This is a genomic window from Streptomyces rectiverticillatus, assembly GCF_013394065.1.
Taxonomy (GTDB): Bacteria; Actinomycetota; Actinomycetes; order Streptomycetales; family Streptomycetaceae; genus Streptomyces; species Streptomyces rectiverticillatus.
Genome location: NZ_CP040752.1, coordinates 6,232,828 through 6,256,629, shown reverse-complemented (window position 1 = coordinate 6,256,629; position 23,802 = coordinate 6,232,828). Strand labels below are relative to the sequence as shown.

Sequence of the window (23,802 nt, the reverse complement as noted above, 5' to 3'; positions counted from 1 at the left end):
CCCGTCCCGCAGGCAGAGCGAGAACGTGAGTACGGCCAGTCCGTTCGCAGATCGGTTCACAGGAGGTCCCCTTCTCCTCATGGCGTCGACGTCGGTACAGGCACAGTGGGCTCCGGCCCGGTTCCCGGTGGACCCCCGCCGCCGGGGACCGGACCCGGGCCCGCTGCGCCGCGCCCCCGGCCCGGCCGGGGGCGGCCCGCAGGACCGTTCAGGAGGCGGCCTGCGGAAGATGGGCCCGCGCGAACTCCAGCTGCCGCCGGAACATCGCCACGCGCTCGTCCACGTCCGTCACGCTGTGGCCCCCGTCGTGGACGTGCAGGCCGTGGACGACGCCGCGCCGCGCGAGCCGCTCGGCGTAGTCGCGGACCTGCGCCACGGGGCAGCGGGCGTCGTTGGCACCGGCCAGGATGAGCACCGGCGCGCGGACGGCGTCGACGTAGGTCAGCGGCGAGGACTCCCGGTAGCGCTCGGGCACCTCGTCGGGCGAGCCGCCGAAGAGGCTGCGGTCGAGCGCCTTGATCTCCTCCATCGCGCCGTGGTGTGCCGCGGCGCAGTCGGCGACCGGCGCGCCGGCCAGACCCAGCGCCCACTCCCCCGGCCGGGTGCCGAGCGCGAGCAGCGTGAGGTAGCCGCCCCACGACCAGCCCGCCACGACGAGCCGGGCCGGGTCGGCGACGCCGTGGTCGACCGTCCACTGCCGGACCGCGGCCACGTCCTCCAGCTCGGTGAGGCCCACGCGGCGCCGCAGCGCCTCCGTCCATTCGCGCCCGTAGCCGGTCGAGCCGCGGTAGTTGACGCGCACGACGGCGAACCCGTGGTCGGTCCAGGCCGCGACGGCGGGGTCGAAGGCGTCCTCGTCCTGCTCGTCGGGGCCGCCGTGCAGCAGGAAGACCGCGGGGTACGGGCCGGGCCCCGCGGGCGTGTTCAGCAGGGCGTGGACCCGGCCGCCGGGGCCGTCCACCCACAGGTCCCGGGCCTCGGCCGCCGGGGGCGGCGGGGCGTCCGGGAGGGGCAGCCGCGGTTCCTCCAGCAGGCCGCGGAACTCCGGGGGCCGCGCGGAGCTCGACCACAGCAGCCAGGCGTCGCCGCCGGGCCGGGTCCGGGCGTGGGCGATCACCCCGGGCGGGGTGCCGATGCACTCCAGGCGCCCGCTGTCCAGGTCGTAGCGGTGGAGCGTGGAGCGGGCCTCGTGGTCGTGGACGACCAGCAGCGAGCGGGCGTCCTGGAACCACTGCACCGACACGTCGCCGGGCAGGCCGAGGCGCAGCTCGGTGCGCTCGCCGGTGCGCGGGTCGAAGAGGACCGGTTCCCAGCGGTCGTCGCGCTGGTGCTGCAGCAGCAGGCGCGCATCGCCCCGCACGGGCGAGAAGCCCACGGCCTCCAGGCCGCCGCCCTCCTCGTCGGCGAGGTCCGCCACGGTCGTGCCGTCGTCCGTGGCGAGGACGCGCACGCCCAGGTCCCACAGGTCGCCGCGCTCGCTGTGGGCGATGACGGCCAGGTCCAGCGAGCGGGAGAGGTCGACGGCGTAGGCCGGCTCGTCGTGCCGGTAGAGCCGGCGGGCGTCGCCGCCGGGCAGGACGAGGTGGACCTCCGCGCCGTCCTCGGTGGAGCAGCCGAGCAGGGCGTGCCCGTCGAGGCCGACGGCCAGGCCCGAGGGCCAGTACAGCCCGGCGGACGGGACGGCCGGGGTGTCGGGGCCGCCGGCGAAGGGCTGGCGCATCCACCGGCCGTACTCGTCGCCGGCGCCGTCGTCGAACCACCACACGGCTTCCCCGGACGCCTCGACGGCGCACTGCTGGGTGCCGGACGGGCGGTCGGTGACGCGGCGGAGGGTGCCGGCCGCGCGGTCCCAGGCGTAGACCTGGGCGATGCCCGAGAGGTCGCTGACGAACACGCAGCGGTCGGGCGCGCTCTTGGCCCAGGCCGGCAGGGTGTGGCGGGGGGCGCGGAAGCGCCGTTCCCACACGGGCCCGTCGGCGAGGTGCCGGCGGGGGGCGGTCGTGGTCATCGAGGGGGTTCCTCCCGTGGCTCCCTGAGGTGTGCGCCCCCGTCACGACCGGCTGCGCCGACCGCCGCCGGCGGTGGGCCGGGGCGGCCGGCGGGCGGCGCAGGTGGCAGGGCGCCTGGCGGGACGTGTGGGTCAGTGGCAGCCGCAGCTCGCCGAGGAGACCCGGTTCATCCGGCGCCTCGGCCGCGCTTCGCCGCTCTCCGTGCCGGCTCCTGCGAGCGCTTCGGCACCGCCGAGGGCCGTGACCGTGCTCGTGGAGCAGGCCAGCGTCAGCTGGTACGGGGTCTGCGGCAGGGCGCCCAGGACGATGTGGGCGGAGACCGTGGCCTTGCCGGTGGCCGCGGAGTTGCCCTCGGTGTTGAAGGGCAGCGGCTGCGTCCCGGTGCTCAGGCCGAACTCGATCCCGGAGACCAGCGCGTGGTCGGGGTGCTCGGCGAAGAGGCGCTCGAGCTCGCCCGCGGCCGTGCCGGAGCCCGTGGCGGCGGCCTTGAGGTCGGTGACCGCGCCGTTCTCCACGGTCAGCACCAGCGGGTAGTGCGAGAGGCCGGTCAGCTGCTCGTAGATCTCGTGGCGGCGGTCGGCGCTCGCGCTGCGGGCCCTGACGACGGGCCAGCCCTTGACGGTGATCTGGCCGGAGAGCGCGGTGCCGGTGAGGTCGGCCGCGAGACGCAGCCGGCCGGTGGGGGCGGTGCGGACGGCGCCCGGCTGGAAGAGGCCGCCGTCGGTCCGCGACCAGGTCGGCCGGTCGTAGGTGAGCCGGGCGACGGAGCCGGTCAGCGCTTCCTCGATCTGCAGGCCGCCGGAGGCGTCGAGGGCCGCGGTGAGCTTGTCGGCGCGGGCCCGGACCTCGTCGGGGTCGGCCTTCTCCAGGGCCGTGAGCACGGTGCCGGCCTGGTCGAGGGCGAGCGGGCCCTGCCCGGCGCGGACGACGGCGACCGTGCGGCCGGGGCCGATGTCGGCGGACGGAGCGGTCAGCAGGGCATCGGCGGTGGCGATCACGAGGACGTCGCTGTTGTCCGGCACCTCGGTGCGCAGGATGTCGCCCAGGGTGCGGCCGGGGCCGGCGGTCACGGTGGCGCACTGCTCGTAACGGCTGCCGCCCTCAAGGCGGAAGAAGTCGGCGAGCGCCTTTTCCAGGACCAGTACGAAGTGTGTACGGCCGACCGGATACTGGCGGTAGGCCTCGGGGCGGACAATAATCATCGCGACACCACTCCCAGATATGCGTGTTGCGTGTCGGCGAGGCGGGTCGAGTCAGCACCTCGACCCGCCTCGCGCCCAGGGCTGTTCAATTCAGCCCGTCACCCGGGTTCAGCCCAGCAGGGTCCCGAGGTAGTTGCTGTTCTTGCGAACCTTGATGGTCTTCTTCATGGGAACTCACCTCCCGCCAATGGCCATTGCTTTCGGATGGGCTGCGGGGCGATTAGCCCAGCAGGGTCCCCAGGTAGTTGCTGTTCTTACGGACCTTGATGGTCTTCTTCACGGGAACTCACCACCCTCCATTGGCTCGGATCCGGCCGGGTCACCGGGCGCTCAGCCCAGCAGGGTCCCGAGGTAGTTGCTGTTCTTGCGCACCTTGATGGTCTTCTTCATGGGGAATCACCTCCCGTCCGCGTGGATTTCGCGCTCCCGCCGCGTCCGCCGCCGGCCGCTCAGGCGGCCGGTGCGATGCGGACGCTCGGGGCGCCGCCTTTGTTGCCGAGCACCACTTCACCGCTCTCGGTGTAGACGGTGGTGTCGGGCGAGATGATGTCGAGGTGGTACTGGGTGAAGGGGGTGAGCCCCAGTCCCCAGTGCAGGCAGCCCCGGTCGCCGCCGTAGACCTCGTTCATCGCGTGGTTGCCCCGGACGATGTCCAGGCTGGTGTTGAGGGCGTGACCGATCTCCCAGACCAGGGTGTAGCGGGAGTCGATCTCGAACATCGCCTCGAAGACCTCGGCGACCGGGGCGCCGGCGGGCCGGAACGGCCGGAGCGAGGTGATCGCTCCCTTGTGCACGTCGGCCACGACCGCCTCGTGCTCCAGCCCGGCCAGCTTGCCCTGCAGACGGGCCTGGTCCTTGCGGAGGAACGAGGGCGTTCCGTTGTGCAGGATGGGGAAGCCGCGGAACGCGATGCTGCCTTCGAGCGGGAGGTGCAGCGATTCGTCGAACTCGACGATCTGCATCGGCAGGACGCTGATCTCACCCGAGGGTACGATCTGCTGCTCGCCCCATTCAAGGGGGCCTGCCTGCTGATTCCAGACCAGGTCGTCGGCGAGGTGGTCCAGGACGGCGCGGGTGCCGTGCCGCTCGTCGACGTACACCAAGTGGTCGGTGGATTCGGCGAGTTCGAAGAAGCGGTCGCTGAACTCCGCCTGCTCCTGGGCCGAGGTGCGCTCGATGACCCCCAGGAAGTGCCGGATGATGCCCAGGTCCGTGGGCGTCGAGTTGCACGCCATGCCCATCAGCTTGCGGCGCGGGCCGAGCGCCTCCTCGGACGGGGACTCGAAGAACCGGTAGGGCGAGATGACCAGCGAATGGGAATTCTGCGGAACCGTTTCATCAGCGAGCATCTTCTCGAAGTCGTCGCCCGGCTTCAGAATGATCGTCCGGTACTCCGCGTAGGGGGCATCCGTGACGATTTCGAATTCCTGCACCATCTCCTGATTGGTGATCAGGCAGAAGATACTTCCCTCGGCCGGGCCGAACTGACTGAATCGAGCCGGGTTGATCTTGATGGCCATAATCGGCGATACCCCCAGGTGGCTGATTATCTGGACGCAAGAAAACAGCACCCGGCGAACCCCGCGCAATATGCCGGGGGGCAATGGCCGGAACATATGCCGGTTTGAGCTCACGGTCTGCCCGTTTTGGGTGGCTGGCCGTGCTTGCCCGACTCTATGGGCGTCTCTCGGCAGATAAATCTATGAAGGCCGGGGCCGGCTGTGCCCTCACCACAGGGAAACAGACCGTATGCCCGCTTCACCCCTCACCTCAACACCCCCGCACCCACCCCGATCCGGAGTGCGGCTCCGGCCCGGGAGGCAAACCGGAATCCCGTCGCCGCACAGTTCCGGCCATGATCCATGAGACCCGAGCCGCAGAACCGGCGGTCACAGGGCGGAACTTCTCGCTCCACCCCACTGTGATGTGAATCACTCCTGACACAGAATCAGGGATTCCGGGAAGAAAAACGCCGGGCGGTCACGCGCAGTCGGGGGTGTCTGCGCGGGACCGCCCGGCTCGTGTGCCGCGCTGTCCTGTGAGCGTCAGGGCATTACGCGGCTGGCTTGGGGCGGGGGATGAACAGGCACGCGAGGGCCGCGGCGGCCGTCGCCACGAGGATGAAGGCCCATCCGTGGTCGAAGGCCGTGACGGCGTCGTCCGCGCCCGAAGGCGCGCCGATGAAGGCCACCAGCAGGGCCACGCCCAGCACGGAGCCGACCTGGCGGGCCATGGTGACGACGGCCGAACCCGTGGAGAAGCTCTGCGGCGGCAGCGCGGAGACGGCGGCGCCCACGAGGGTCGGGACGACCATGCCCACGCCGACGCCCGTGAGCAGCATGCCCGGGAGCAGGCCCGCGGCGTACTCGTGCGCGGTGTCCAGCCGGTAGATCCACCAGCCGATGCCGGCGCCGAAGAGCACACAGCCGAGCGCGGAGACCGCCGCGGAGCCGAACTTCTTGATGACGGGGCCCACGCCCATCGCGAAGGCCGGGACGAGGACCGGTCCGGGTGCGATGGCGAGGCCGGTCTTCAGTGGCGACCAGTGCCACACCTGCTGGCACCACAGCACCGCCGAGAGGAGCATCGCGCCGAACGACACGGCGAACAGGAGGTTCGCGAAGGTGGAGGGCCCGACCGCGGGGATCCTCAGCAGGCCCAGCGGGAGGATGGGCGAGGCGTGGCGCGAGGAGCTGTAGACGAAGGCGGCGAGCAGGGCGACGGCGACGAGGAGGGAGCCGAGCACCTTGCCCGAAGTCCAGCCCCAGTCCTCGCTCTTGACCAGGCCCAGCGCCAGGACCGCGATGCCCAGGGTGAGCAGGGCCGCGCCGAGCAGATCCAGCCGGGCGGCGGCCGGGCGGGCCGCGATGCGCGGCAGGACCTTGGCCCCGAGGAGGAGGGCGAAGACGCCGATCGGCAGGTTGACGAGGAAGACCCAGCGCCAGTCGAGCTGGGTGAGCAGGCCGCCGATCACGGGGCCGAGGGCGGCGGCCAGGCCGCTGATGGCCGTCCAGGCGCGGACCGCGGGGATCCTCTTCTCCGGCGGCGCGGCGGCCAGCAACAGGCCCAGTGAGGAGGGGATGAGCATGGCCGCGCCGACGGCCTGGACCACGCGGGCCGCGACCAGCAGCCAGACGCCCGGTGCGACGGCGCACAGCGCGGAGGCGACGGTGAAGACCGCGATGCCGAGCAGGTAGGCGTTGCGGGGGCTGGTGCGGTCGGCGAGGCTGCCGGCCGGGACGAGCAGCGCCGCGAAGATCACCGCGTAGGCGTTGAGGATCCACGACAGCGATGCCAGCGAGGACCCGGAGAACTGGGCGCCGATGTCGGGCAGGGCGACGTTGACGATGAACATGTCGAGGTTGGACATCGCAACCCCGGCTACAACGACGGCGAACACCGGGCCGAAGGCGGGCTTCGTCACGCTGCCCGCCTGTCCGGCGGCAGTCTGAGTCATCGCTCTCCTCGTAGTGAGTTGGCTTTTCCAACTCACGTGAGCATACAGCGTTCCCCGGGGTGTGTCGGTGTGATGTAGGCGTCAGGGCGCCCATACGGCAGTACGGCCGCACCGGCCGAAAAGAGCCTGGCGCAGCCGTACTGACGGGGTGTCGGATCCGATCCGGGGCCGCGGCGGGCCCGGGGTGCCTCAGCCGGTGACGACGTGGGCGACCATCGCCACCACGATCACGAGCACGAAGGCGATGAGCGGCCCCCCGCAGCCGCCGCCCAGCAGCCACAGCGGCAGCCGCCAGGGCGGGCGTCCTGCAGCGGCGCGGTGGTCGGCGACCAGCGTCAGGATGCCGGCCGGGGTGACGACGGCCGTCGCCCCCAGCCACCACCACAGGCATGTCACCGGCTGCCCGGCGAGGGCGCCGGCGTGACCCGACACCAGTGCCGCGGCCAGGACCGCGGGCGCGGTGACGGACGCCGCGGCGGCGGGCACCCACCAGCGGGCGCCGACGCGGCCCGTCCGGCTCCCCGCCCAGCGGGCGAGCCCGGCGGCGGGGACGACCAGCGCGGCGGCGAGGAAGGCCGCCACGAGGGTCCAGGCGGCCAGGAAGAACGGGAGGGCGAGGAAGCCGAGGGCGCCGCTGTCGTCCTCGGACGGATCGCCGGCTCCGGGGCCGGTGCCCGTGCCGGCGCCCGGATACACCAGCGTCCAGAGGACGAACACGCCCACCGCGAGGGTCGCCTCGGCTACGAGGGCGCCGGTCGCCGCGGCGAAGGTGGGCGGCGACCAGAGGCTGTAGCGTGCGGTTTCTTGCTTCACCCGGCCATCATCCGCCGAGGCCGGCGGCACGCCGACGGCGGGGCCTCGCACCCGGTTCCACCACGTCAGGGGATGTGCGGGTCCGTACCGAGCACTGGGCGCCCGAGCAGCGTGCGGAGCCCGCACCACTCTCTCCGCCGCCGCGGCGCTCAGCCACCTGCCGACGCGACCGGCGGTGCCGGACCCACCTGAGATGGGCACGGCACCGCCGGAAACCACCGGGCCGGAGGCCCGCCGCGCTCAGCTCAGGTTTACCGGGAGCGTGGCGAAGCCGCGCTGGACCAGTTGGTCGCGGAACGTCGGTTCGCCCCCGAGGGTGATGCCCGGGAAGCGGCGCAGGACCGCCGGGAGGGCGATCTCGGCCTGCATGCGGGCCAGGCCCGCGCCGAGGCAGAAGTGCGCGCCGCCGCTGAGGGTCAGGGCGTGGTTGCCCTTGCGGTACGGGTTGAACGTGCCGGGGTCGGCGTACTGCCGCGGATCGCGGTTGCCCGCGGCGATCAGGAGCGTGACCTTCGTGCCCGCGCTCAGCGGGACCCCGAAGAAGTCCATGTCCTTGACGGCCATGCGGTTGAGGGCCTGCGCCGCCGGGTCGAAGCGCAGCACCTCCTCCACGTAGCCCGGTGCGAGGGAGTCGTCCTTGCGGAGGGCGTCGGCGTGCTCGGGGTGCTCGACCGCGAGCCGCAGCGCGTTGCCGATGAGGTCCATCGGCGCTTCGGTGCCGGCGACCAGCAGCAGCATGAAGTTGGCGACGAGCTCCTCCTCGCTGATGCCGCCCGTCGTGTCGAGCTGGCGGACCATCTCGCTGACGAGGTCGTCGCCGGGCTGCGCCCGCCGCCGGGCGACCAGGTCGCCGAAGTAGACGGCCAGTTCCTCCATGGCGGCGTCGCCGGGCCGGAGCTGGGCGAGGTCCTGGATGGGCTCCAGCGCGGTGGTGATGGCGCCGATGTGGCCCCGGAACCCCGCCTGCTCCTCCTCGGGTATACCCAGCAGCTCACCCATGATCGCCATCGGCACGCGGAAGGCGAACTCGGCCATGAAGTCGACCGGCGCACCCCCTTCGCCGAGCGTGCCCAGGCGGTCCACCAGTGCGCCGATCAGCCGCTCCACCGCCGGCTGCAGCGCGGCGATGCGGCGCGGCGTGAAGCCGACGCTGAAGAACCGCCGGTAGCGGTCGTGGTCGGGGTTGTTGCTGAAGAGCATGTTCTTGGTGAGCCACACCCAGGAGGAGTGCTCCCGCCAGCCGGGCATCATGGTGTCCTGCACGGCCCCGTCGGTCGACAGGAGCCCGGGCTCGCGCAGCGCCCGGGCGCACTCGGGGTGCCCGGTGACCACCAGCTGGCCGGGGCCGAGCGGCAGCAGCGGCCCGTAGGAGCGCAGCGCCTCGTAGAGCGGGTACGGGTCCCGCTTCCCGGCCGGGCTCAGCAGCGTCATCATCGCCTGACCCGGGTCCATCACCGGTGTGCTCATGTCACTTCTCCTAGATCTACAGCGGTTCTACAGCGGTGCCATGACGAAATCGGCCTTGGTGGTCCCGCAGTCCGGGCACTCCCAGTCGTCCGGGATCTCCTCCCACGGCGTGCCGGGCGCGATCCCCTCCTCGGGCAGTCCCAGGGATTCGTAGTAGACCCAGCCGCAGACGAGGCACATCCATGCCCTCTTGCCGACGTCTTCGCTCACGGGATGGTCTCTCCAGTTCTCGTTCCGTGTTCGGCGACGAACACGGAGATGGCGCTTTTCGCTTCGGGGGACATCAGGATCCCCATGTGGCCACGGCCCGGGGCCTGCTGGAGCCGTACGTCGCGCAGGCCCGCGGCGATGGCCTCGGCCTCGCAGTACGGCACGACGGGGTCCCCGGGGTCGTGCAGGGCCAGCACCGGGACGTCGAGCTCGCGGCCGAGGCCGACGACGTCCCAGTGGCTGACGGGCACCCCGTTACGGCGGTGCAGTTCGCGGTAGATGCGGTCGACGACGGCGCGCGAGAGCATCAGCTCGCTCCTGGACCACCGCTCCAGCACCGCGGTCAGCGTGCAGGTCGGGGCGACCAGGGCGATGCAGTCGACGTCCGGCCGCTCCTCCAGGGCCACCGCGCCGACGGCGGCGATGGAGCCCAGGGAGTGCGCGACGATGACCTTCGCCCCGCCGAGCGAGTCCAGGGCGGCGCGTACGGCCGCCGTGTACTGCGTCATGGTGGCCTGCGTGCCGCGGTTGACGCCGTGGGCCGGCGCGTCGAACGCGGCCACCCGGTAGCCGAGTTCCCGCAGCGGGCCGATCAGCGAGTACATGCTGCTGCTGTCGGCCCCCCAGCCGTGCACGAGGAGCGCGGTGGGCCGGTCGTCGTCGCCCCACAGGTATCCGCCGTGCACGTCGGGGTTGCCGAGGATGTCGAATCCGCGGGCGCCGAGCGGCAGGACGTTGTCGGGCCGGGTGCCGATGGCCCGGGTCCGGCTGAAGACGTCGGTGGCCCAGCGGCCGCCGGGTCCGGGCGCGAGGGCGCCGGCGGCCGCGTGGGCGAGTCTTCTCAGGACGAGGGGTGTCATGACGGCGACTTCACCGTCACCGGCTTGGCGTCCGCCGGGGCGATCCGGGTCCGGTTGAAGTCGGTGTAGAAACCCGACTCGGTGTCGTAGAAGTGCAGCCGCCGGATGATGGTGCTCAGCTGACGGACCTTCACGCGCTCCTCGCGGACCATGCCCGGGTAGGCGTCCTTCAGGGCCCGCTGCGCCTTCTGCAGGTTGTAGAAGGGGACGACCGGGGCGACGTGGTGGGCCGTGTGGATGGAGATGTTGTGCGTGAGGAACAGCAGCCACTTCGGGTACACGAAGTCGGTGGTGACCAGCAGGCGGCTGGCGTTGCGCGTCCAGTGCTCGTTGGTCAGGTACGGGATGTCGCTGGAGCTGTGGTGCATCAGCGTCGTCGCGCTGAACCAGGCGTGGGTCGCGAGCCACGGGGCGACGAAGTAGATCAGGAAGCCCGTGAAGCCGGTGAACCAGATCAGCGGGACGAAATAGGCGACCATGACGGCCAGGACGAAGAACATCGACCGGCGGACGTCGCGGCGCGCCTCCCGCTTGGGGAAGTAGCTCGGCCGGAAGCCGGACTCGCGCCAGTAGTTGATGGTGCCGCCCCAGAACGCCCAGGTGCGCGTCCCGTGGTAGATGATCTTCTCGTGCAGCGGCATCCGGTCGTAGAGCGCCGCCGGGACCGGGCGCCAGTCGGTGTCCAGCTCCAGGTTGTTGGTGTGGCTGTGGTGCAGGTTGTGCACGTGGCGCCAGGCGTGGAACGGGTAGATCAGCGGCAGCAGCGAGACGTGCCCGATCGCGAAGTTGAACTTGCGCGAGCGGGAGAAGGAGCCGTGCCCGCAGTCGTGCGCGATGCAGTGCAGGCCCCAGCCGCCCAGGCCGGCGACGATCCACAGCGGGATCCAGAGCAGCCAGTGGGGTGAGAAGGCGATGCCGACGAGCGCACCGATGTACAGCACCCAGCTGACGGTGAAGCCGAGCAGGCCGCGGCCCACCCGTGGTTCGAAGTACTCCCTCGGGATGGCCCCCGCGAGCCGTTCGCCCTCGATCTGCTCCGACTTGCGCTTGAAGTCCTCGAACGCCTTGTCCGGAGCGGACGGAAAGTTGTATGCCCCCATCGTCGTGGTTCCCTTCAGCCGGTCCGGCGGGACAGCCTGAGTTCCTGGGCCAGATAGCTGCTCAGGTCGTCGATGGTCTGGTGCTCGTAGAGCAGGCCGGGCGAGAGCCGGCGCTCGACGACCTTCTCCAGGGCGCCGGAGACCTGGACGGCGACCCGCGAGTCGAGTCCGTAGGCCTCGAAGGACTTCTGGGTGTCGATGTCGGAGGGCGCCGCCTCGATGCGCTTGGCCAGGTGCTCGATGAGCCACTGGCGCAGGGACTCCTCCGTGAGCGGGCCCTGGATCTGCTGGGCGTCCTTCTTGCGTCCGAACATGTGGTTACGCTCCTGCTGGTGTACGAGGGTGAGAGCATTTCTGGGGTCGCTGTGGGGGCGCGGTCGGCTACGCGGCCTGTTTCATGGCCCGTTTCCGCTCGATGGTGGCCTTGTCCGGCTCCCGCAGGTCCCAGACGACGCCGGCCTTGCCGAGGCCGAAGAGGATCCAGCCGCTCAGGTCCGGCTCCCACCAGGTCACGCCGTGGCGGTAGGACCCGGGGAAGGCGTGGTGGTTGTTCTGCAGTCCCTCGCCGAAGGTGAAGGCGGCGACGGGCCAGTTGTTGGCGCTGCGGTCCTTGTTGTCGAAGGGGCGGCTGCCGATGGCGTGGCAGATCGAGCCCACGCACCAGGCGGCCTGATTGGCCACGAAGATGCGCGCGAATCCGCCGAAGACCAGACCGGTCAGCAGCGACATCGGGGTCTGCTCGACGGCGAAGCCGGCGACGGCCGGGATCAGCAGGCCGGTGAGGACCCAGGCCGGGTAGGTGCGGTGGTACCACATCAGCCGGCGGTCGCGCAGGACGTCGGGGGCGAAGACGCTCCACTTGGAGGTCTCGTCGCTGAGCATCCACGGCATGTGCGCGTACCACAGCCCGCGCAGCCGCGCCTTGAGGCTCCAGCCGTGCAGGTTGGGCGAGTGGGGGTCGCCCTCGCGGTCGCTGAAGCGGTGGTGGCGGCGGTGCGTGGTGACCCAGAACATCAGCGGGCCCTGGGCGCCCATGGACCCGGTGATCATCATGACGGCCTCGAACGCCGGCGAGGTCTTGAACGCCTTGTGCGAGAGGTAGCGGTGGAAGCCGATGGTGATGCCGCCCATGTGCACGAAGTACATGACGACGAACAGGACCAGGTCGGTGGTGGTGAAGTTGCCGGTCCACAGGAACCAGGCGGCGACGGCGGTGCCGATCAGCGGCAGCGTCATCGTGGTGAGGGCGGAGAAGCGCTTGATGCGGCGGCTTGCGGGGTCGAGCTTGACGATCGCCGACGCGAGCGGGTCGGCTGTTGCGGAAGACACGGGGCCGCTCCTTATCTCTGTGACCGTGCGCGTTTGGGGTAGCGGACGTTGGTGACCAGGCCCAGGACGTCCAGCAGCCGGATGAATCCGCCGGCGATGTCGATCTGCCAGAAGGTGTGCCGGTTGTGGGCCAGGGCGGGCTGGGCGTGGTGGTTGTTGTGCCAGGAGCCACCGACCGAGAAGGGCGCGAGCGTCGCGACGTTGCGGCTGTTGTCCCGGGTGCGGTGGGGGCGGCTGCCCAGCGTGTGCCCGATGGAGTTGACGCTCCAGGTCACGTGGTCGAGGAGAAAGATGCGGGCGAGACCGCCCCAGAGCAGCCCGCCGACCGCACCGCGGAGGCTGCCGCCGGTCAGCGCCCAGCCCAGCAGCGCGGGCAGGGCGAGTCCGGCCAGGACCCAGACGAAGTAGTACTCGTTGATCTTCATCACGAGCCGGTTCTTCATCAGGTCGGGGACGTACTTGCTCCAGTTCTGCCGGCGGACGGTGAACAGCCAGCCGACGTGACCGTGCCACAGGCCGCGCAGCCGGGGGAACTTGCGCCCGTCGTGCAGGGGCCGGGGCGAGTGCGGGTCGCCGTCGCGGTCGGTGAACGCGTGGTGCTGGCGGTGGGTCGCCACCCAGAAGACGACCGGACCCTGCGCGGCCATGCTGCCGGCGATGCCCCAGAAGGCGGTCACCCCCGGCTTGGCCGCGAACGACAGGTGCGAGAAGAAGCGGTGGAAGCCGCCCTCCACGCCCAGGGAGGTCAGCAGGTACATCCCGATGAGCAGGCCGAGGTCGACCCCGGTGAATCCGTAGTGCCAGGCGAAGACCACCGCACCGGCGAAGCCCAGGGTGGGCACGCCGACGGTGAGGTAGGCCAGCCGGCGGGCCGAGGCGTCGGTGTCACCGCCCGCGGCCTGCGCGGCCGCGGGCGGGCGGGAGGTACGCGGGGCACCGGCTGCGGCGGCCCCGGGTGACTCGGGCGAGATCGTCATTGGTGGGCTCCCGTCACCGCACGGCCTGCGGCATGTCGTCGGCGGCCAGGGCGAGCTTCTTCAGCGTCCCCTGGACGTAGGCCTTCCGTGTCGCGTCCCGGCGGACCTTGCCGCTGGTGGTCATGGGGATCGCGCCGACCGGTCCGAAGTGGACGGCGGCGGGCCGGACTCCGTGCTCGGCCGTCACCGCCGCGATCACCGCGTCCAGCACGGCCGCCCCCTCCGCGGCCAGCTGGCGTGCGGTGCCGCGGTACTCGGCGGCGACCACCAGTTCCTCGCCCTGCTCGCCGGGCACGGAGAAGGCCGCGCAGCCGCGCACCTTCTCGTGCGCCTGGCGGACGCTGAGCTCGATGTCCTGCGGGTAGAGGTTGCGGCCGGCGATGACGACGAGGTCCTTGAGGCGTCCGGTGATGAACAGCTCCCCGTCGAGCAGGAATCCGAGGTCGCCCGTGCGCAGGTGGGTCTCCTCGCCGCCGCCTGCCGTGCGCGCCGTGAAGGTCGCGGCGGTGAGCTCGGGCCGGCCGAGGTAACCGTGGGCCACGTTGGGTCCGTTCACCCAGATCTCCCCCACCCGGCCGGCCGGGACCGGCAGCAGGGTGTCGGGGTCCACCACGGTCACCTCGTGCCCGTCGGCGACGGTGCCGCAGCTGACGACGTGCGCGACCCGGCCGGGCTCCGTGTCCTTCCCGTCCTTCCCGCCCTTCCCGTCCCCCTCGGACCGGCGCACGACGCCGTTCTCGAGGGCTTCCTTGTCGAGCCGTTCGGTCCGCAAGGGGGTTCCGGTGGGCTTTCCCGACACGTAGAGCGTCGCCTCGGCCAGGCCATAGCAGGGAATGAGGGACGTCTCGTCGTAGCCCCGGGGGCCGAAACGCTCGCGGAACTTGTCGAGGGTTACCCTGGATACGGGCTCGGATCCGCAGAAGACCTGGCGCAGTGTGCCGAGATCGAGGGTTTCCAGCTCGTCATCGGTGATACTCGAAGTACACATGTCGAAAGCGAAGTTGGGCCCGACGGAAATGGTGACCTTGTGGTCGGTGATCGCCTTGAGCCAGCGGTACGGCTGCTGGACGAAGTGCGCCGGCGACATGAGCACCAAGGGCCAGCCGCCGTGCACCGCGAGCATGATCGTGCCCATCAGGCCCATGTCGTGGTAGGGCGGCAGCCAGGTGCAGCCGACGCGGTCGGCTTCGTACCCCATGTTGGCTTCCAGGGCACGGCAGTTGCTGACCAGGTTCTCGTGGGTGAGCACGATTCCCTTGGGGTCCCCGGTGGAGCCCGAGGTGTACTGCAGCAGCGCCGGATCGGAAACGGCGTCGGGAACGGCGGTCACCGGCGCCGGGCCGCCGAAGTAGGCGTCGTCGACGAACAGCCATTCCGGCGGGCGCACCGCATCGGGGAGTTCCGCGGCGAATTGCGCCACGCGGCCCTCGAGCCGGCGGTCGGCGATGATCACATCGGGTGTGCTGTCCACGACGATCGAGGCGAAGCGGGCCACTGCGCGTTTCCCGGTGGGCGGGAAGGACGGCACCGCGGTGGCGCCGGCCCGGAATATCCCGAAGAGCGCGGCGATGTAGTGCAGACCGGGATCCAGTGCCAGCACCACGCGGCGCCCGGTGAGTTCGCGCTCCAGCAGGTCCGCGGCGATGCGGCCGGCGTGCTCGTACACGTCGTGGTAGGTCCAGTCGACGGCCTCGTCGGCGGTGCCGTCGGCGAGAAAGCGAAAGGCCGTGCGCCGGGGCCCGGCGGCCCGCTGCTGGAGGATGCCGGGCAGCCCGGGCAATGAGGTACGGGCCCGCCCCGCTATGTGGTCCACAACGCCCCCGTGAAGTTTCAGTTCTGTGAGCGGGGCCGCACCCGTGTCACCGGTGCGCGGCCCGCGAAAAATGGTGTGCGCCGTACCGTCGGCTGTCGCCCTCGTCAGCCGGTACGGACGATGCGGAGCTGTTGTGCGGAACCCAGGTGGGCCCCGTCCCTGCCCCAGGCGTCGATTTCCTCGTCGACCCAGCCCTCGGCGGTCGCGGAGCGGGTGCGTGCACGCAGCAGGATCCACGGCGACGACGCCTGCGCGAGCTGCGCGCCGGGCCGGACCGTGAGTTCGACCGTGGGCACCAACGCTAGCGTCGAGAGCACCGCCGCGTACGACGGAGCCAGTGAATCCATCAGGAACACGAAACGCAGCGCGTCCGGCGGACGCTCGTCCTCCAGGATCCTGATCCACGCGATGAGTTCGGGCTCGGCACCCCCCGCATAGGGACGGTTGGGCCCGACCGGGCGGATCTCCAGGTAGGTGGAAATGGCGACGAACTCGGGCGGTATGACGAAGACGTCGCACTCTTCCGGAGGCGGCGCATCCGGAACTGCCGGAGCGAACGACTGCCACTCGGCCGGCTGCGGATTTCCGAAGACGGCCGATCCTTCTACGTGAACACCCTTTCCGGTGACCGCGCGGCCACCGAGCGTGGTGAGCGTGCGCCCGGCGCGCAGCAACGAGGTCTCCAGCCGGAAGTCGTCGCCGATCGGCCGCAGGAAACGCGCCGTTGCGCTCTGCAGCCTGAGGCCGGGTGCCACCTCCCCTGCGGCGTCCTGCATCGCCGAAGCCAGCAGCGCGAGCGTCAGGCCGCCGTGAAAGCCGCCGAAACCGTGCAGATGACTTCCGGCGGCGATCCCTTCGCCGGAGGACCGGTCGAGGAGCGCCACCGGGGAAAGCGGTGAAGCGGTACTGGTCATGGCCCCTCCGCTCCGGCCGCCGGCCGGGCGGCGGCAACACGGGAGAGGGGCGGAATTCTGTGGTGGTGCTCGGTCCTTGGCAACAAGCCATTCGCTGTTCCGAGTTGGATCACACGAGTGACCGTAGAAGGGCGGTGCGTCACCAAGCAAGCAATAAATTTTGTGACCCGCATCACGACGGAAGTGAATCCTCGGCCCGGCGTGACGTTCAACACGCACACTCTGCGCTGCAGTGGGTTGCGTCCTCCAACCCACCCGGGGATAGTCTCGCCGCCGACACATCAGAGGTGGCTTGGGGGGGCCGGTATGCGCGTATTGATGCAGCGAACTGCGGTGAACGGCGTAGGAATTCTGGGCATCGGCGCGTACCGCCCGCACCGGGTGGTGGGCAATGCGGAAGTCGCGGCCCGCACCGGCCGGAGCGCCGAGTGGATAGAGCGCCGCACCGGCATCGTCGAGCGCCGATATGCCGGCCCGGGCGAATCGGTGACCGATATGGCGGTGGAAGCCGCACGGAAGGCCGCGGCCGACGCGGGAATCGCGCCCGGAAAGCTGGGGGCCGTCATCCTGGCCTCCATGTCGTATCTGCGGCAGAGCCCGGGCGGTTCCGCGGAGATCGCCGACCGGCTCGGAATCCGCGCCGCCGCTTTTGATCTCAACGCCGCCTGCGCGGGATTCTGTTACGCCCTGGCGCTCGCCTCGGCCATGGTCCGCGACGGGTCGGCGCAGTACGTGGCGGTCATCGGCTCCGACCGGATGACGGACATCGTCGGACCCGAGGACCCGTCGGCGGCGATCCTCTTCGCGGACGGGGCGGGGGCGGTGGTGGTCGGACCGCAGGACGGGGAGGGGATCGGCCCGGTCGTCTGGGGCTCGGACGGCAGCCGTGCGGGGCTCATCGCGCACGACGCCGCCTGGGACGAGTTCCGGAACGACCCGGGAAGGCAGTGGCCCACCATGAAGATGGCGGGCCCCGAGGTCTTCCGCTGGGCGATCGAGGAGATGCCGCCGGTCGCCCGGGCGGCCCTCGACGCGGCCGGGATCAGCGCCGGCGAGCTCGACGCCTTCGTGCCGCACCAGGCGAATCTGCGCATGATCGAGACGGTCACCCAGCGGCTGTCCCTGCCCGGGCACGTCACCGTGGCCCGCGACGTGGTGCACAGCGGCAACACCTCCGCCGCCTCGATCCCGCTCGCGCTGGCGCGCCTGAAGGAGCTGGGGTCCGTGGGCAGCGGCGGCCTCGCGCTGCTCCTCGGCTTCGGCGCGGGTCTCACGTGGGGCGCCCAGGTGGTCCGCCTGCCCTGAGCACCGGACCGGCCGACTCCGGACGGGCCGGTACCGGCGACACCAACACCTGCCTACGGGAACACACTTCCGGTCGCGCGGCCGAACGATGCATTCCGGCCAGCGGAACCGGCAATCGGCCTACTGTCGAGACGAAGCGCTTCCCCGTACGAAGGCAGGACACCGCCATGACCCCCAGCCCGCCGGGCGCACCGGCCCCCCGCCTGCCCCGCACGCCAGCCGGCGCTCCGGCGGCACCCGCAGACCCGCCCTTCGTGCACTTCGGCCCGGAAGTGCTCGGGGCCGCCCTCGGCGGGGCCGGGGCGGGCGCCGTCGAGGAGTTCACCGGATCGTGGGACGACCTGCCGGCCGACACCCACCTCGGCACCGACACCCCGTACCGCTTCCGCCGCTACGGGCTCTTCCGGATCCGGCCCGGCCGGCTGGAACGGCTGCCGCACACCGCGTTCTTCCAGGACAAGTCCGTCAACAAGGTCCACGGCGGGGTCCAGCGCCTGTTCGCCCCGCTCTCCGCCGCCGTCGCCGGCGGCGAGGTGCTGCGGACCGTCGTCCACACCCTGCGCCGCCATCTGCCCGGCCCGCGCTCCGGCATGGACACCTGCGGGGTCCACCAGATACGCGTCACGGCCACGACCCGCACCGAGGGCCATCCCGCCCCGGAGGGCGTCCACCAGGACGGGCACTGCTACGTGGCCCAGGTGCTGATCCGGCGCGAGGGCGTGAGCGGCGCGGAGTCCGCCCTGTACGACCTGCGCAGCCGGCCCGTTCACCGGGCCCTGCTCACCACCCCGCTGGAGACGATCGTGCTCGACGACCGGCGGTTGCTGCACGGCGTCTCGCCCGTCCGGCCCGCGCCGGGCGCGTCCTGCGGAGTGCGGGACATGCTGCTGGTGGACTTCTTCCCCGGAGGCGGTGACGGCGTCCGCGGAGAGGGGCACGTCGCATCGCCCGGGTGAGCCCCTGCGGCCCGTGCCACCTTGGGCACCCCGCGGCGGCGGACTACGATCCGGACGGGCAGTTCCTCCCGGCCGTGCGGACCCTGGAGTTGCGATGACGCTGCTGACCACCTGGCCGGACTCCGGCCCGGACACCCTTCTCCTGCGCACGGGCGAGGCCGCCGGGATCGCAGCGGCGCTCACCCCGGCGGGCGTGCGCTTCGAGCGGTGGCCCGTGCGCGGCGGCCTGCCGGCCGGCGCGTCCGCCGAGGCCGTGCTCACCGCGTACGCCCCCGAGGTCGCCCGGCTCACGGCCGAGGAAGGCTTCGCCGCGGTCGACGTCGCCGCGCTCCACCCCGACGGCTCCCCCGGCGAGGAGGCGAAGGCCGCGGCCGCGCGGAAGAAGTTCCTCGCCGAGCACACGCACGATGACGACGAGGTCCGCTTCTTCGTCGCCGGGGCCGGGGTGTTCTACCTGCACGTGGACGGCCTGGTGCACGCGGTGCACTGCGAGCGGGGCGACCTGCTGGGGGTGCCGCGGGGCACCAGGCACTGGTTCGACATGGGGACGGTGCCGTCCTTCACCGCGATCCGCTTCTTCCACGCGCCGGACGGCTGGGCCGCCACCTTCACCGGCAGCGACATCGCCTCCCGCTTCCCCTCCTTCGACGACCTGCGCGCCGGGCGGCCGGCATGAGCCTGCGGTTCGCGGCGGACTGCGTGGTCCTGGACGTCGAGGGCACGACGAGCGCCACGGGCTTCGTCGTGAACGTGCTCTACCCGTACTCGCGCAGCCGGTTCGGCTCCCTGCTCACCGAGCGGGCCGCCGAGCCCGCCGTGCGGCGCGCCGCCGAGCAGGTCCGCGTGCTCCTGGGGGAGCCGGCCGCGGACGCCCCGCGCATCGTGCAGGTCCTCAACTCCTGGCTGGACGAGGACCGCAAGGCCACGCCGCTGAAGACCCTGCAGGGCATCGTGTGGTCGGAGGGGTTCGCCCGCGGCGAGCTGGTCTCGCACTTCTACGAGGACGTGGTGCCCGCGCTGCGGCGGTGGCACGCGGGCGGGGTGCGGCTGCACGTGTACTCGTCCGGGTCGGTGGCGGCGCAGCGCGCGTGGTTCGGGCACAGCGCGCAGGGCGATCTGCTGCCGCTGGTGGAGGGGTTGTACGACACGGAGAACGCCGGGCCGAAGCAGTCGCCGGGCTCGTACCGGGCCATCTCCGAGGCCATCGGGGCGCCGCCGGGCCGGACCCTGTTCCTCTCCGACCGGCCCGCGGAGCTGGACGCGGCGCGGACGGCGGGCTGGCTCACGGCGGGCGTGCGGCGCCCGGGCGAGCCGTACTACGCGCAGGGCACGGGCGGGCACCCGGAGGCGGGTTCGTTCGCCGGCATCGACGTCGCGCGGGCGGGGAGCGGGCCGTGACCGGCGCCGGCGCGGACCTTCCGGACCTTCCGGACCTGGCGGAGGCGGGTGCGGTGCTGGCCGCGGAGGCGGCCCGCTTCGCGTCGTTCGGCTGGATGCGCGGCACCTCGGGGAACCTGTCGGTGGTCACCGGCCGGGAGCCGCTGCGCCTGGCGGTCACGGCGAGCGCTCTCGACAAGGGCGAGCTGACGGCCGCCGACGTGGTGCTCGTCGACGGCGAGGGCGCGGCCGTGGCGGGCGGCAGGCCCTCGGCGGAGGCGGCGCTGCACGCGCGGGTGGTCCGGCTGACGGGCGCGGGTGCCGTGGTGCACGTCCATACGGTCGCGTCGGTGGCGATGGCCCGCCGCCGTCCGGGGGGCGTCGTGCTGAAGGACCTGGAGATGCTGAAGGGGCTCGGGCTCCCGGCCGACGGCCCGGAGGTCGTCCTGCCGGTGATCGGCAACAGCCAGGACATGCGGGTCCTGGGCGACCGGCTGGCGGCCGCCCGGGAGCCGCGGATGCCCGCGGTGGTCGTGGCCGGGCACGGGCTGTACGTGTGGGGTGCCGATCCGCGCGAGGCCCGGCACCGGACCGAGGTCGTCGAATGGCTGCTGGAGCTGGAGCTGCTGGAGGGGCCGGGCCCGGCCGGCGCCCGCTGAGCCCTGCAAGCCCTACAAGGCCTGCGCGGCCTGCCTGTGTGTCCTACGCCCGCGGGCGGTCCGCGGGGCGGGGCAGGTGGAGCCCGAAGTGCAGCGCCCCCATGCGCACCGCGAACACGATCGACGCGGCCACGACGGCGGCGGCCGTCGGTCCGGTGCCGAGCCGGTCCAGGACCAGGTAGCAGACGGCGCCGAGCAGCGCCGCGGTGGCGTAGACCTCCTCGCGGAGCAGCAGCGGCGGGAACTCCCCGCACAGGACGTCGCGGACGACCTCTCCGGTCACCCCGGTGACGACGGCCAGGATGACCGCGGCGAACGGGGTGACGCCTGCGTCGAGCGCGGCCCGCGCGCCGATCACGGTGACGACGGCGAGGCCGACGGCGTCGACGGTCATCAGGGAGCGGCGCGGCAGTTCGCGGTGGTGCAGGAAGAGCATGGTCGCCACGGCCGTGACCGCGATGACGGTGAGCAGGACCCAGTCGTGGGTCCAGTACAGCGGGTGCCGGTCGAGGATGAGGTCGCGCAGGGTGCCGCCGGAGATGGCGGCGGCGAAGGCGAGGACGAGCCCGCCGAAGGGGTCGAGGCGGGCACGGTGCGCGGCGAGGACGCCGCTGGCCGCGAAGGCGGCGATCCCGGCCAGGTAGAGCAGGTGCAGCATCCCCCCAGCCAAGCATCCGCGGCTCCCCCGCCGCCTCGGCCGATCGGCCGGAGCCGCCTCGGCCGAAGGGACGAGTTCCCCGGCCGGGGAGCGGCGCTCACTCCGCGGTCCGGGCGACCACGTCCTCTATCCGGGGGGAGCGGTTGACGTGCAGGACTCCGATCTCGCTGTAGCGGCCGCTCTCGTTGCTCCAGTCGAGGTTGCCGCGCATGCAGGCGCGGTTGGCGTCGAGGAAGAGCCGGGTGTTCTCGCGCTGTTCGGGGGAGAAGCCGAAGACCTCGCAGAGCCGGTCGGCCTCGGCCTCCAGCTGCAGGAACCGGGTGGTGCGGCGGCGGATCATGCGCTGGACGTGGACGATGGCCTCCGCGCGGCTGCACCCGTGCTCCAGGCCGAGCAGCAGGACGGCGTTGTTGAGCTCGCCGTTGGCCAGGTCCTTCTCCAGGGAGTGGAGGTCGTTGGTGAGGGTGACGACCTCGGCGGTGATGGCCCGGGCCTCCAGGACGCACATGCTCTGGTGGATCTCGGGTGGCGCCTCGAAGTGCCCGCAGCGCTCGGAGACGTCCACGACGACCTCGCTGCCGATGCCGAGGCGGCGCAGCTTCATGTACGGGTCCATGCCGAGGACCGTGCCGCTGCGGCGGTTGACGGCCTCGGAGACGTAGGTGAGGAAGTACTCCTCCCAGTGCCGTACGGCCCGGGCCCGCCAGGCGGCCGACATGCCCAGCTGGGCCTGGAGCCACAGCTCGGTCCAGACGCGGGCGAGCGGGAAGGAGGGGGTGATGCCGGCGGAGCCGGGTTCCTGGCGGGCGAGGGCCGCCATTTCGTGGCAGATCTCGTAGGTGGCGGCGGGGTCCTCCCCGAGCCCGCTGTCGAAGAGGTCGTCGAAAAAGAAGAAGAAGCTCTGTACGGCGAGGCCGAAGGTCAGGTCGTTGACGCCGACTCCGGGCAGGAAGCCGGCGGCCAGTCGCTCGATGCGCCAGGTGCGGTACCTCTCGAGGTTGTGCGGGCTGCTGAGCAGACCGGCGGAGACCAGCCAGTGCTCGTTACGTGCCCGTGCCACCTCCACGTAGGGATTCAGCCGCTTGGGGAAAGGAATGTCCAGGGCGATGTCCTGTGGCATCGAGGCCAGCCTCCTTCAGGGCCGTGCTGAGCCGATCTCGATCCTTCCGCGGTTCGGGCCCGGCCTGCACGGAGCATCCGCTCCGCCCCTCTGCGTTCCCGGGCGGGCCTGGCAGAGTGCTGCCCTCTTGGCCCAGCCATTAAAACGACAACCATATGTTCCATGGGGGTGCATTGGGGCCGTCGGGCGCACGGACCGCCCACTGCATAGGACACCGGCCTTAGTCCACGCGCCACGCGCCCCGTTGCGCAGGTCATGGCATGGCGGGGCGCAGTCGCCACGGACGCGCCCCGCCCCTCACGGGCGGCCGGAAAGCAGCGCCGCCCACCGTACCCCCGGCGTCACTTCAGGGCACTGCGCTTCTGCCACTGCTCCCAGCTCTCCTGCCAGACCGACAGGCCGTTGCCCGGGTCGGTGACCTTGGTGCTGGTGGTGTTCTTGACCTCGACGGTGGAGCCGATGGGGAGGAAGTCGTAGACCTTCTTCGCGTCGGAGGTCGTCATGCCGAAGCAGCCGTGGCTGTTGTTCTCCACGCCGATGGACTGGTTCCAGGGCGCGGAGTGCAGGAAGGTGCCGGAGGCGGTCAGGTGGGTGACCCACTTGGAGTCGAGCATCCACTCGTTGCCGTGGCCGATGGTGGAGGAGTCCATGGTCTCGTCGGCGTTCTTGCTGCGGACGGTGTGGATGCCGCCGCGGGTGGGGTCCACGGGGGAGCCTGCGGAGCCCTTGACGGTGCCGACGGGCTTGCCGTTCTCGAGCATCGTGAGGGTGTGCGAGGGGACGTCGATGACGGCCTTGTGGTCGGCGCCTATGGAGAAGTCCCAGGCGTAGTTCTTCGCGAACCAGCCGCCCTCGCCCGAATCGACGCCCGCCAGCAGGCCCTTCACGTTGACCTTGGTCCCGGAGGGCCAGTAGGTCTTGGGCCGCCAGTCGATGCGGTCCAGGCCGGACCAGTCCCTGACCCAGCCCCAGGCACCCTCGACCTTGGGCGTCGAGGTGACGGTCAGGGACTTCTCGATCTCGGCGCGCTTGCTCTTGTCCACCGGGTGGTCGAAGAGGATCGAGACGGGCATGCCGGTGCCGACGGTCTGGCCGTTGCCCGGGGTGTTGGTGAGCTTGTTGACGCTGGGCGCGGCCTGTGTGGTGAAGGTGGCGGTCGAGGATGCCTCCTTGCCCTTGCCGTCCTTGCCGCCCTTCGCCTTGGAGCGCACGGTGTAGGTGTTCTTCGGACCGACCTTGCCGTCGGCGGTCCAGGTGGCGCCGTCGTCGGCCAGCCGTCCGGTGACCTTCTCGCCCTTGGCGTCCTTGACCTCGACTTCGGTGAGCTTCCCGCCCTCGGCCTTGACCGATATCTGCGAGCCGAGCTTGACGTCCTTGCCCTCGCCGGGGCTGACGGTGATCTTCGGCTCGGGCCCCGCATCACTACCGCCTCCGCCCGAGCCGCCCGAGCAGGCGGTGAGCACCAGAGAGCCGGCGAGAGCGGCGGATGCCAACAGGGCGGAGCGACGACCCGGTCCGACGTGCACGGTGTGACGACCTTTCTGGCTTTCTGGATATGTCCTTCTCTTCTACAGAT

At 71.6% G+C, this 23,802-nt stretch carries 22 protein-coding genes; 5 read left to right on the top strand and 17 right to left on the bottom strand.

The window, feature by feature from the left end:
- Window positions 1–208 precede the first annotated feature (208 nt).
- From FGW37_RS27160 to FGW37_RS27095, 14 genes are all read right to left on the bottom strand, one after another.
- Window positions 209–2,008: a S9 family peptidase gene (locus FGW37_RS27160; protein ID WP_179083451.1), complete on the bottom strand. Its 1,800-nt coding sequence runs from the start codon at window positions 2,006–2,008 to the stop codon at window positions 209–211.
- Window positions 2,009–2,140: 132 nt separating this feature from the next.
- Window positions 2,141–3,211, bottom strand: a complete 1,071-nt coding sequence (locus FGW37_RS27155; RefSeq protein ID WP_179083450.1) for a hypothetical protein — start codon at window positions 3,209–3,211, stop codon at window positions 2,141–2,143.
- Window positions 3,212–3,660: 449 nt separating this feature from the next.
- On the bottom strand, window positions 3,661–4,731 hold the full coding sequence (locus tag FGW37_RS27150) for a hypothetical protein (RefSeq protein ID WP_246430592.1): 1,071 nt from the start codon (window positions 4,729–4,731) through the stop codon (window positions 3,661–3,663).
- 533 nt (window positions 4,732–5,264) lie between these two features.
- On the bottom strand, window positions 5,265–6,668 hold the full coding sequence (locus FGW37_RS27145) for an MFS transporter (RefSeq protein WP_179083449.1): 1,404 nt from the start codon (window positions 6,666–6,668) through the stop codon (window positions 5,265–5,267).
- A gap of 189 nt (window positions 6,669–6,857) precedes the next feature.
- Window positions 6,858–7,481 carry a hypothetical protein gene (locus FGW37_RS27140; RefSeq protein WP_179083448.1) on the bottom strand — a complete coding sequence of 208 codons (624 nt, stop codon included), beginning with the start codon at window positions 7,479–7,481 and terminating at the stop codon, window positions 6,858–6,860.
- 240 nt (window positions 7,482–7,721) lie between these two features.
- Window positions 7,722–8,948: a cytochrome P450 gene (locus tag FGW37_RS27135; protein WP_179083447.1), complete on the bottom strand. Its 1,227-nt coding sequence runs from the start codon at window positions 8,946–8,948 to the stop codon at window positions 7,722–7,724.
- Between the two features lie 27 nt (window positions 8,949–8,975).
- Window positions 8,976–9,158 carry a rubredoxin gene (locus FGW37_RS27130; RefSeq protein ID WP_372504645.1) on the bottom strand — a complete coding sequence of 61 codons (183 nt, stop codon included), beginning with the start codon at window positions 9,156–9,158 and terminating at the stop codon, window positions 8,976–8,978.
- Complete coding sequence (locus FGW37_RS27125) at window positions 9,155–10,018, bottom strand: alpha/beta fold hydrolase (protein ID WP_179083446.1); 864 nt, start codon at window positions 10,016–10,018, stop codon at window positions 9,155–9,157. Before FGW37_RS27125 ends, FGW37_RS27130 begins: the two co-directional genes overlap by 4 nt.
- Window positions 10,015–11,118 (bottom strand): fatty acid desaturase, encoded by a 1,104-nt coding sequence (locus FGW37_RS27120; protein WP_179083445.1) that lies wholly within the window; start codon window positions 11,116–11,118, stop codon window positions 10,015–10,017. The genes FGW37_RS27125 and FGW37_RS27120 overlap by 4 nt, the downstream gene beginning before the upstream one ends.
- 14 nt (window positions 11,119–11,132) lie before the next feature.
- Window positions 11,133–11,432 carry an acyl carrier protein gene (locus tag FGW37_RS27115; protein ID WP_179083444.1) on the bottom strand — a complete coding sequence of 100 codons (300 nt, stop codon included), beginning with the start codon at window positions 11,430–11,432 and terminating at the stop codon, window positions 11,133–11,135.
- A 67-nt stretch (window positions 11,433–11,499) separates the two neighbouring features.
- Entirely contained in the window at window positions 11,500–12,447 is a 948-nt protein-coding gene (locus tag FGW37_RS27110; protein ID WP_246430591.1) for an acyl-CoA desaturase, read from the bottom strand.
- Between the two features lie 11 nt (window positions 12,448–12,458).
- Entirely contained in the window at window positions 12,459–13,424 is a 966-nt protein-coding gene (locus FGW37_RS27105; protein WP_179083443.1) for an acyl-CoA desaturase, read from the bottom strand.
- Between the two features lie 13 nt (window positions 13,425–13,437).
- Window positions 13,438–15,237: a fatty acyl-AMP ligase gene (locus FGW37_RS27100; protein WP_246430590.1), complete on the bottom strand. Its 1,800-nt coding sequence runs from the start codon at window positions 15,235–15,237 to the stop codon at window positions 13,438–13,440.
- A gap of 104 nt (window positions 15,238–15,341) precedes the next feature.
- Window positions 15,342–16,151 (bottom strand): thioesterase family protein, encoded by an 810-nt coding sequence (locus tag FGW37_RS27095; protein ID WP_246430589.1) that lies wholly within the window; start codon window positions 16,149–16,151, stop codon window positions 15,342–15,344.
- A 318-nt stretch (window positions 16,152–16,469) separates the two neighbouring features.
- Between FGW37_RS27095 and FGW37_RS27090 the strand changes: the two genes are divergently transcribed.
- The 5 genes from FGW37_RS27090 (at window position 16,470) to mtnB (ending at window position 20,448) form a co-directional block, all read left to right on the top strand.
- The gene (locus tag FGW37_RS27090) at window positions 16,470–17,456 is read left to right on the top strand and encodes a beta-ketoacyl-ACP synthase 3 (protein WP_246430588.1); all 987 of its coding nucleotides are present in this window, start codon (window positions 16,470–16,472) and stop codon (window positions 17,454–17,456) included.
- 167 nt (window positions 17,457–17,623) lie between these two features.
- Window positions 17,624–18,412 (top strand): 2OG-Fe dioxygenase family protein, encoded by a 789-nt coding sequence (locus tag FGW37_RS27085; protein ID WP_179083441.1) that lies wholly within the window; start codon window positions 17,624–17,626, stop codon window positions 18,410–18,412.
- A 94-nt stretch (window positions 18,413–18,506) separates the two neighbouring features.
- The gene (locus FGW37_RS27080; RefSeq protein ID WP_179083440.1) at window positions 18,507–19,088 is read left to right on the top strand and encodes a 1,2-dihydroxy-3-keto-5-methylthiopentene dioxygenase; all 582 of its coding nucleotides are present in this window, start codon (window positions 18,507–18,509) and stop codon (window positions 19,086–19,088) included.
- Window positions 19,085–19,810: an acireductone synthase gene (gene mtnC / locus FGW37_RS27075; protein WP_179083439.1), complete on the top strand. Its 726-nt coding sequence runs from the start codon at window positions 19,085–19,087 to the stop codon at window positions 19,808–19,810. The genes FGW37_RS27080 and mtnC overlap by 4 nt, the downstream gene beginning before the upstream one ends.
- Window positions 19,807–20,448, top strand: coding sequence for a methylthioribulose 1-phosphate dehydratase (mtnB, locus tag FGW37_RS27070; RefSeq protein ID WP_179083438.1), 642 nt, complete (start codon window positions 19,807–19,809; stop codon window positions 20,446–20,448). The genes mtnC and mtnB overlap by 4 nt, the downstream gene beginning before the upstream one ends.
- Before the next feature lie 43 nt (window positions 20,449–20,491).
- On the opposite strand, the gene FGW37_RS27065 is transcribed toward mtnB, so the two are convergent.
- From FGW37_RS27065 to FGW37_RS27055, 3 genes are all read right to left on the bottom strand, one after another.
- Complete coding sequence (locus tag FGW37_RS27065) at window positions 20,492–21,106, bottom strand: trimeric intracellular cation channel family protein (protein ID WP_179083437.1); 615 nt, start codon at window positions 21,104–21,106, stop codon at window positions 20,492–20,494.
- 97 nt (window positions 21,107–21,203) lie between these two features.
- On the bottom strand, window positions 21,204–22,226 hold the full coding sequence (locus FGW37_RS27060; RefSeq protein ID WP_179083436.1) for a terpene synthase family protein: 1,023 nt from the start codon (window positions 22,224–22,226) through the stop codon (window positions 21,204–21,206).
- A gap of 341 nt (window positions 22,227–22,567) precedes the next feature.
- Window positions 22,568–23,719 (bottom strand): L,D-transpeptidase family protein, encoded by a 1,152-nt coding sequence (locus FGW37_RS27055; protein WP_246430587.1) that lies wholly within the window; start codon window positions 23,717–23,719, stop codon window positions 22,568–22,570.
- Window positions 23,720–23,802 lie beyond the last annotated feature (83 nt).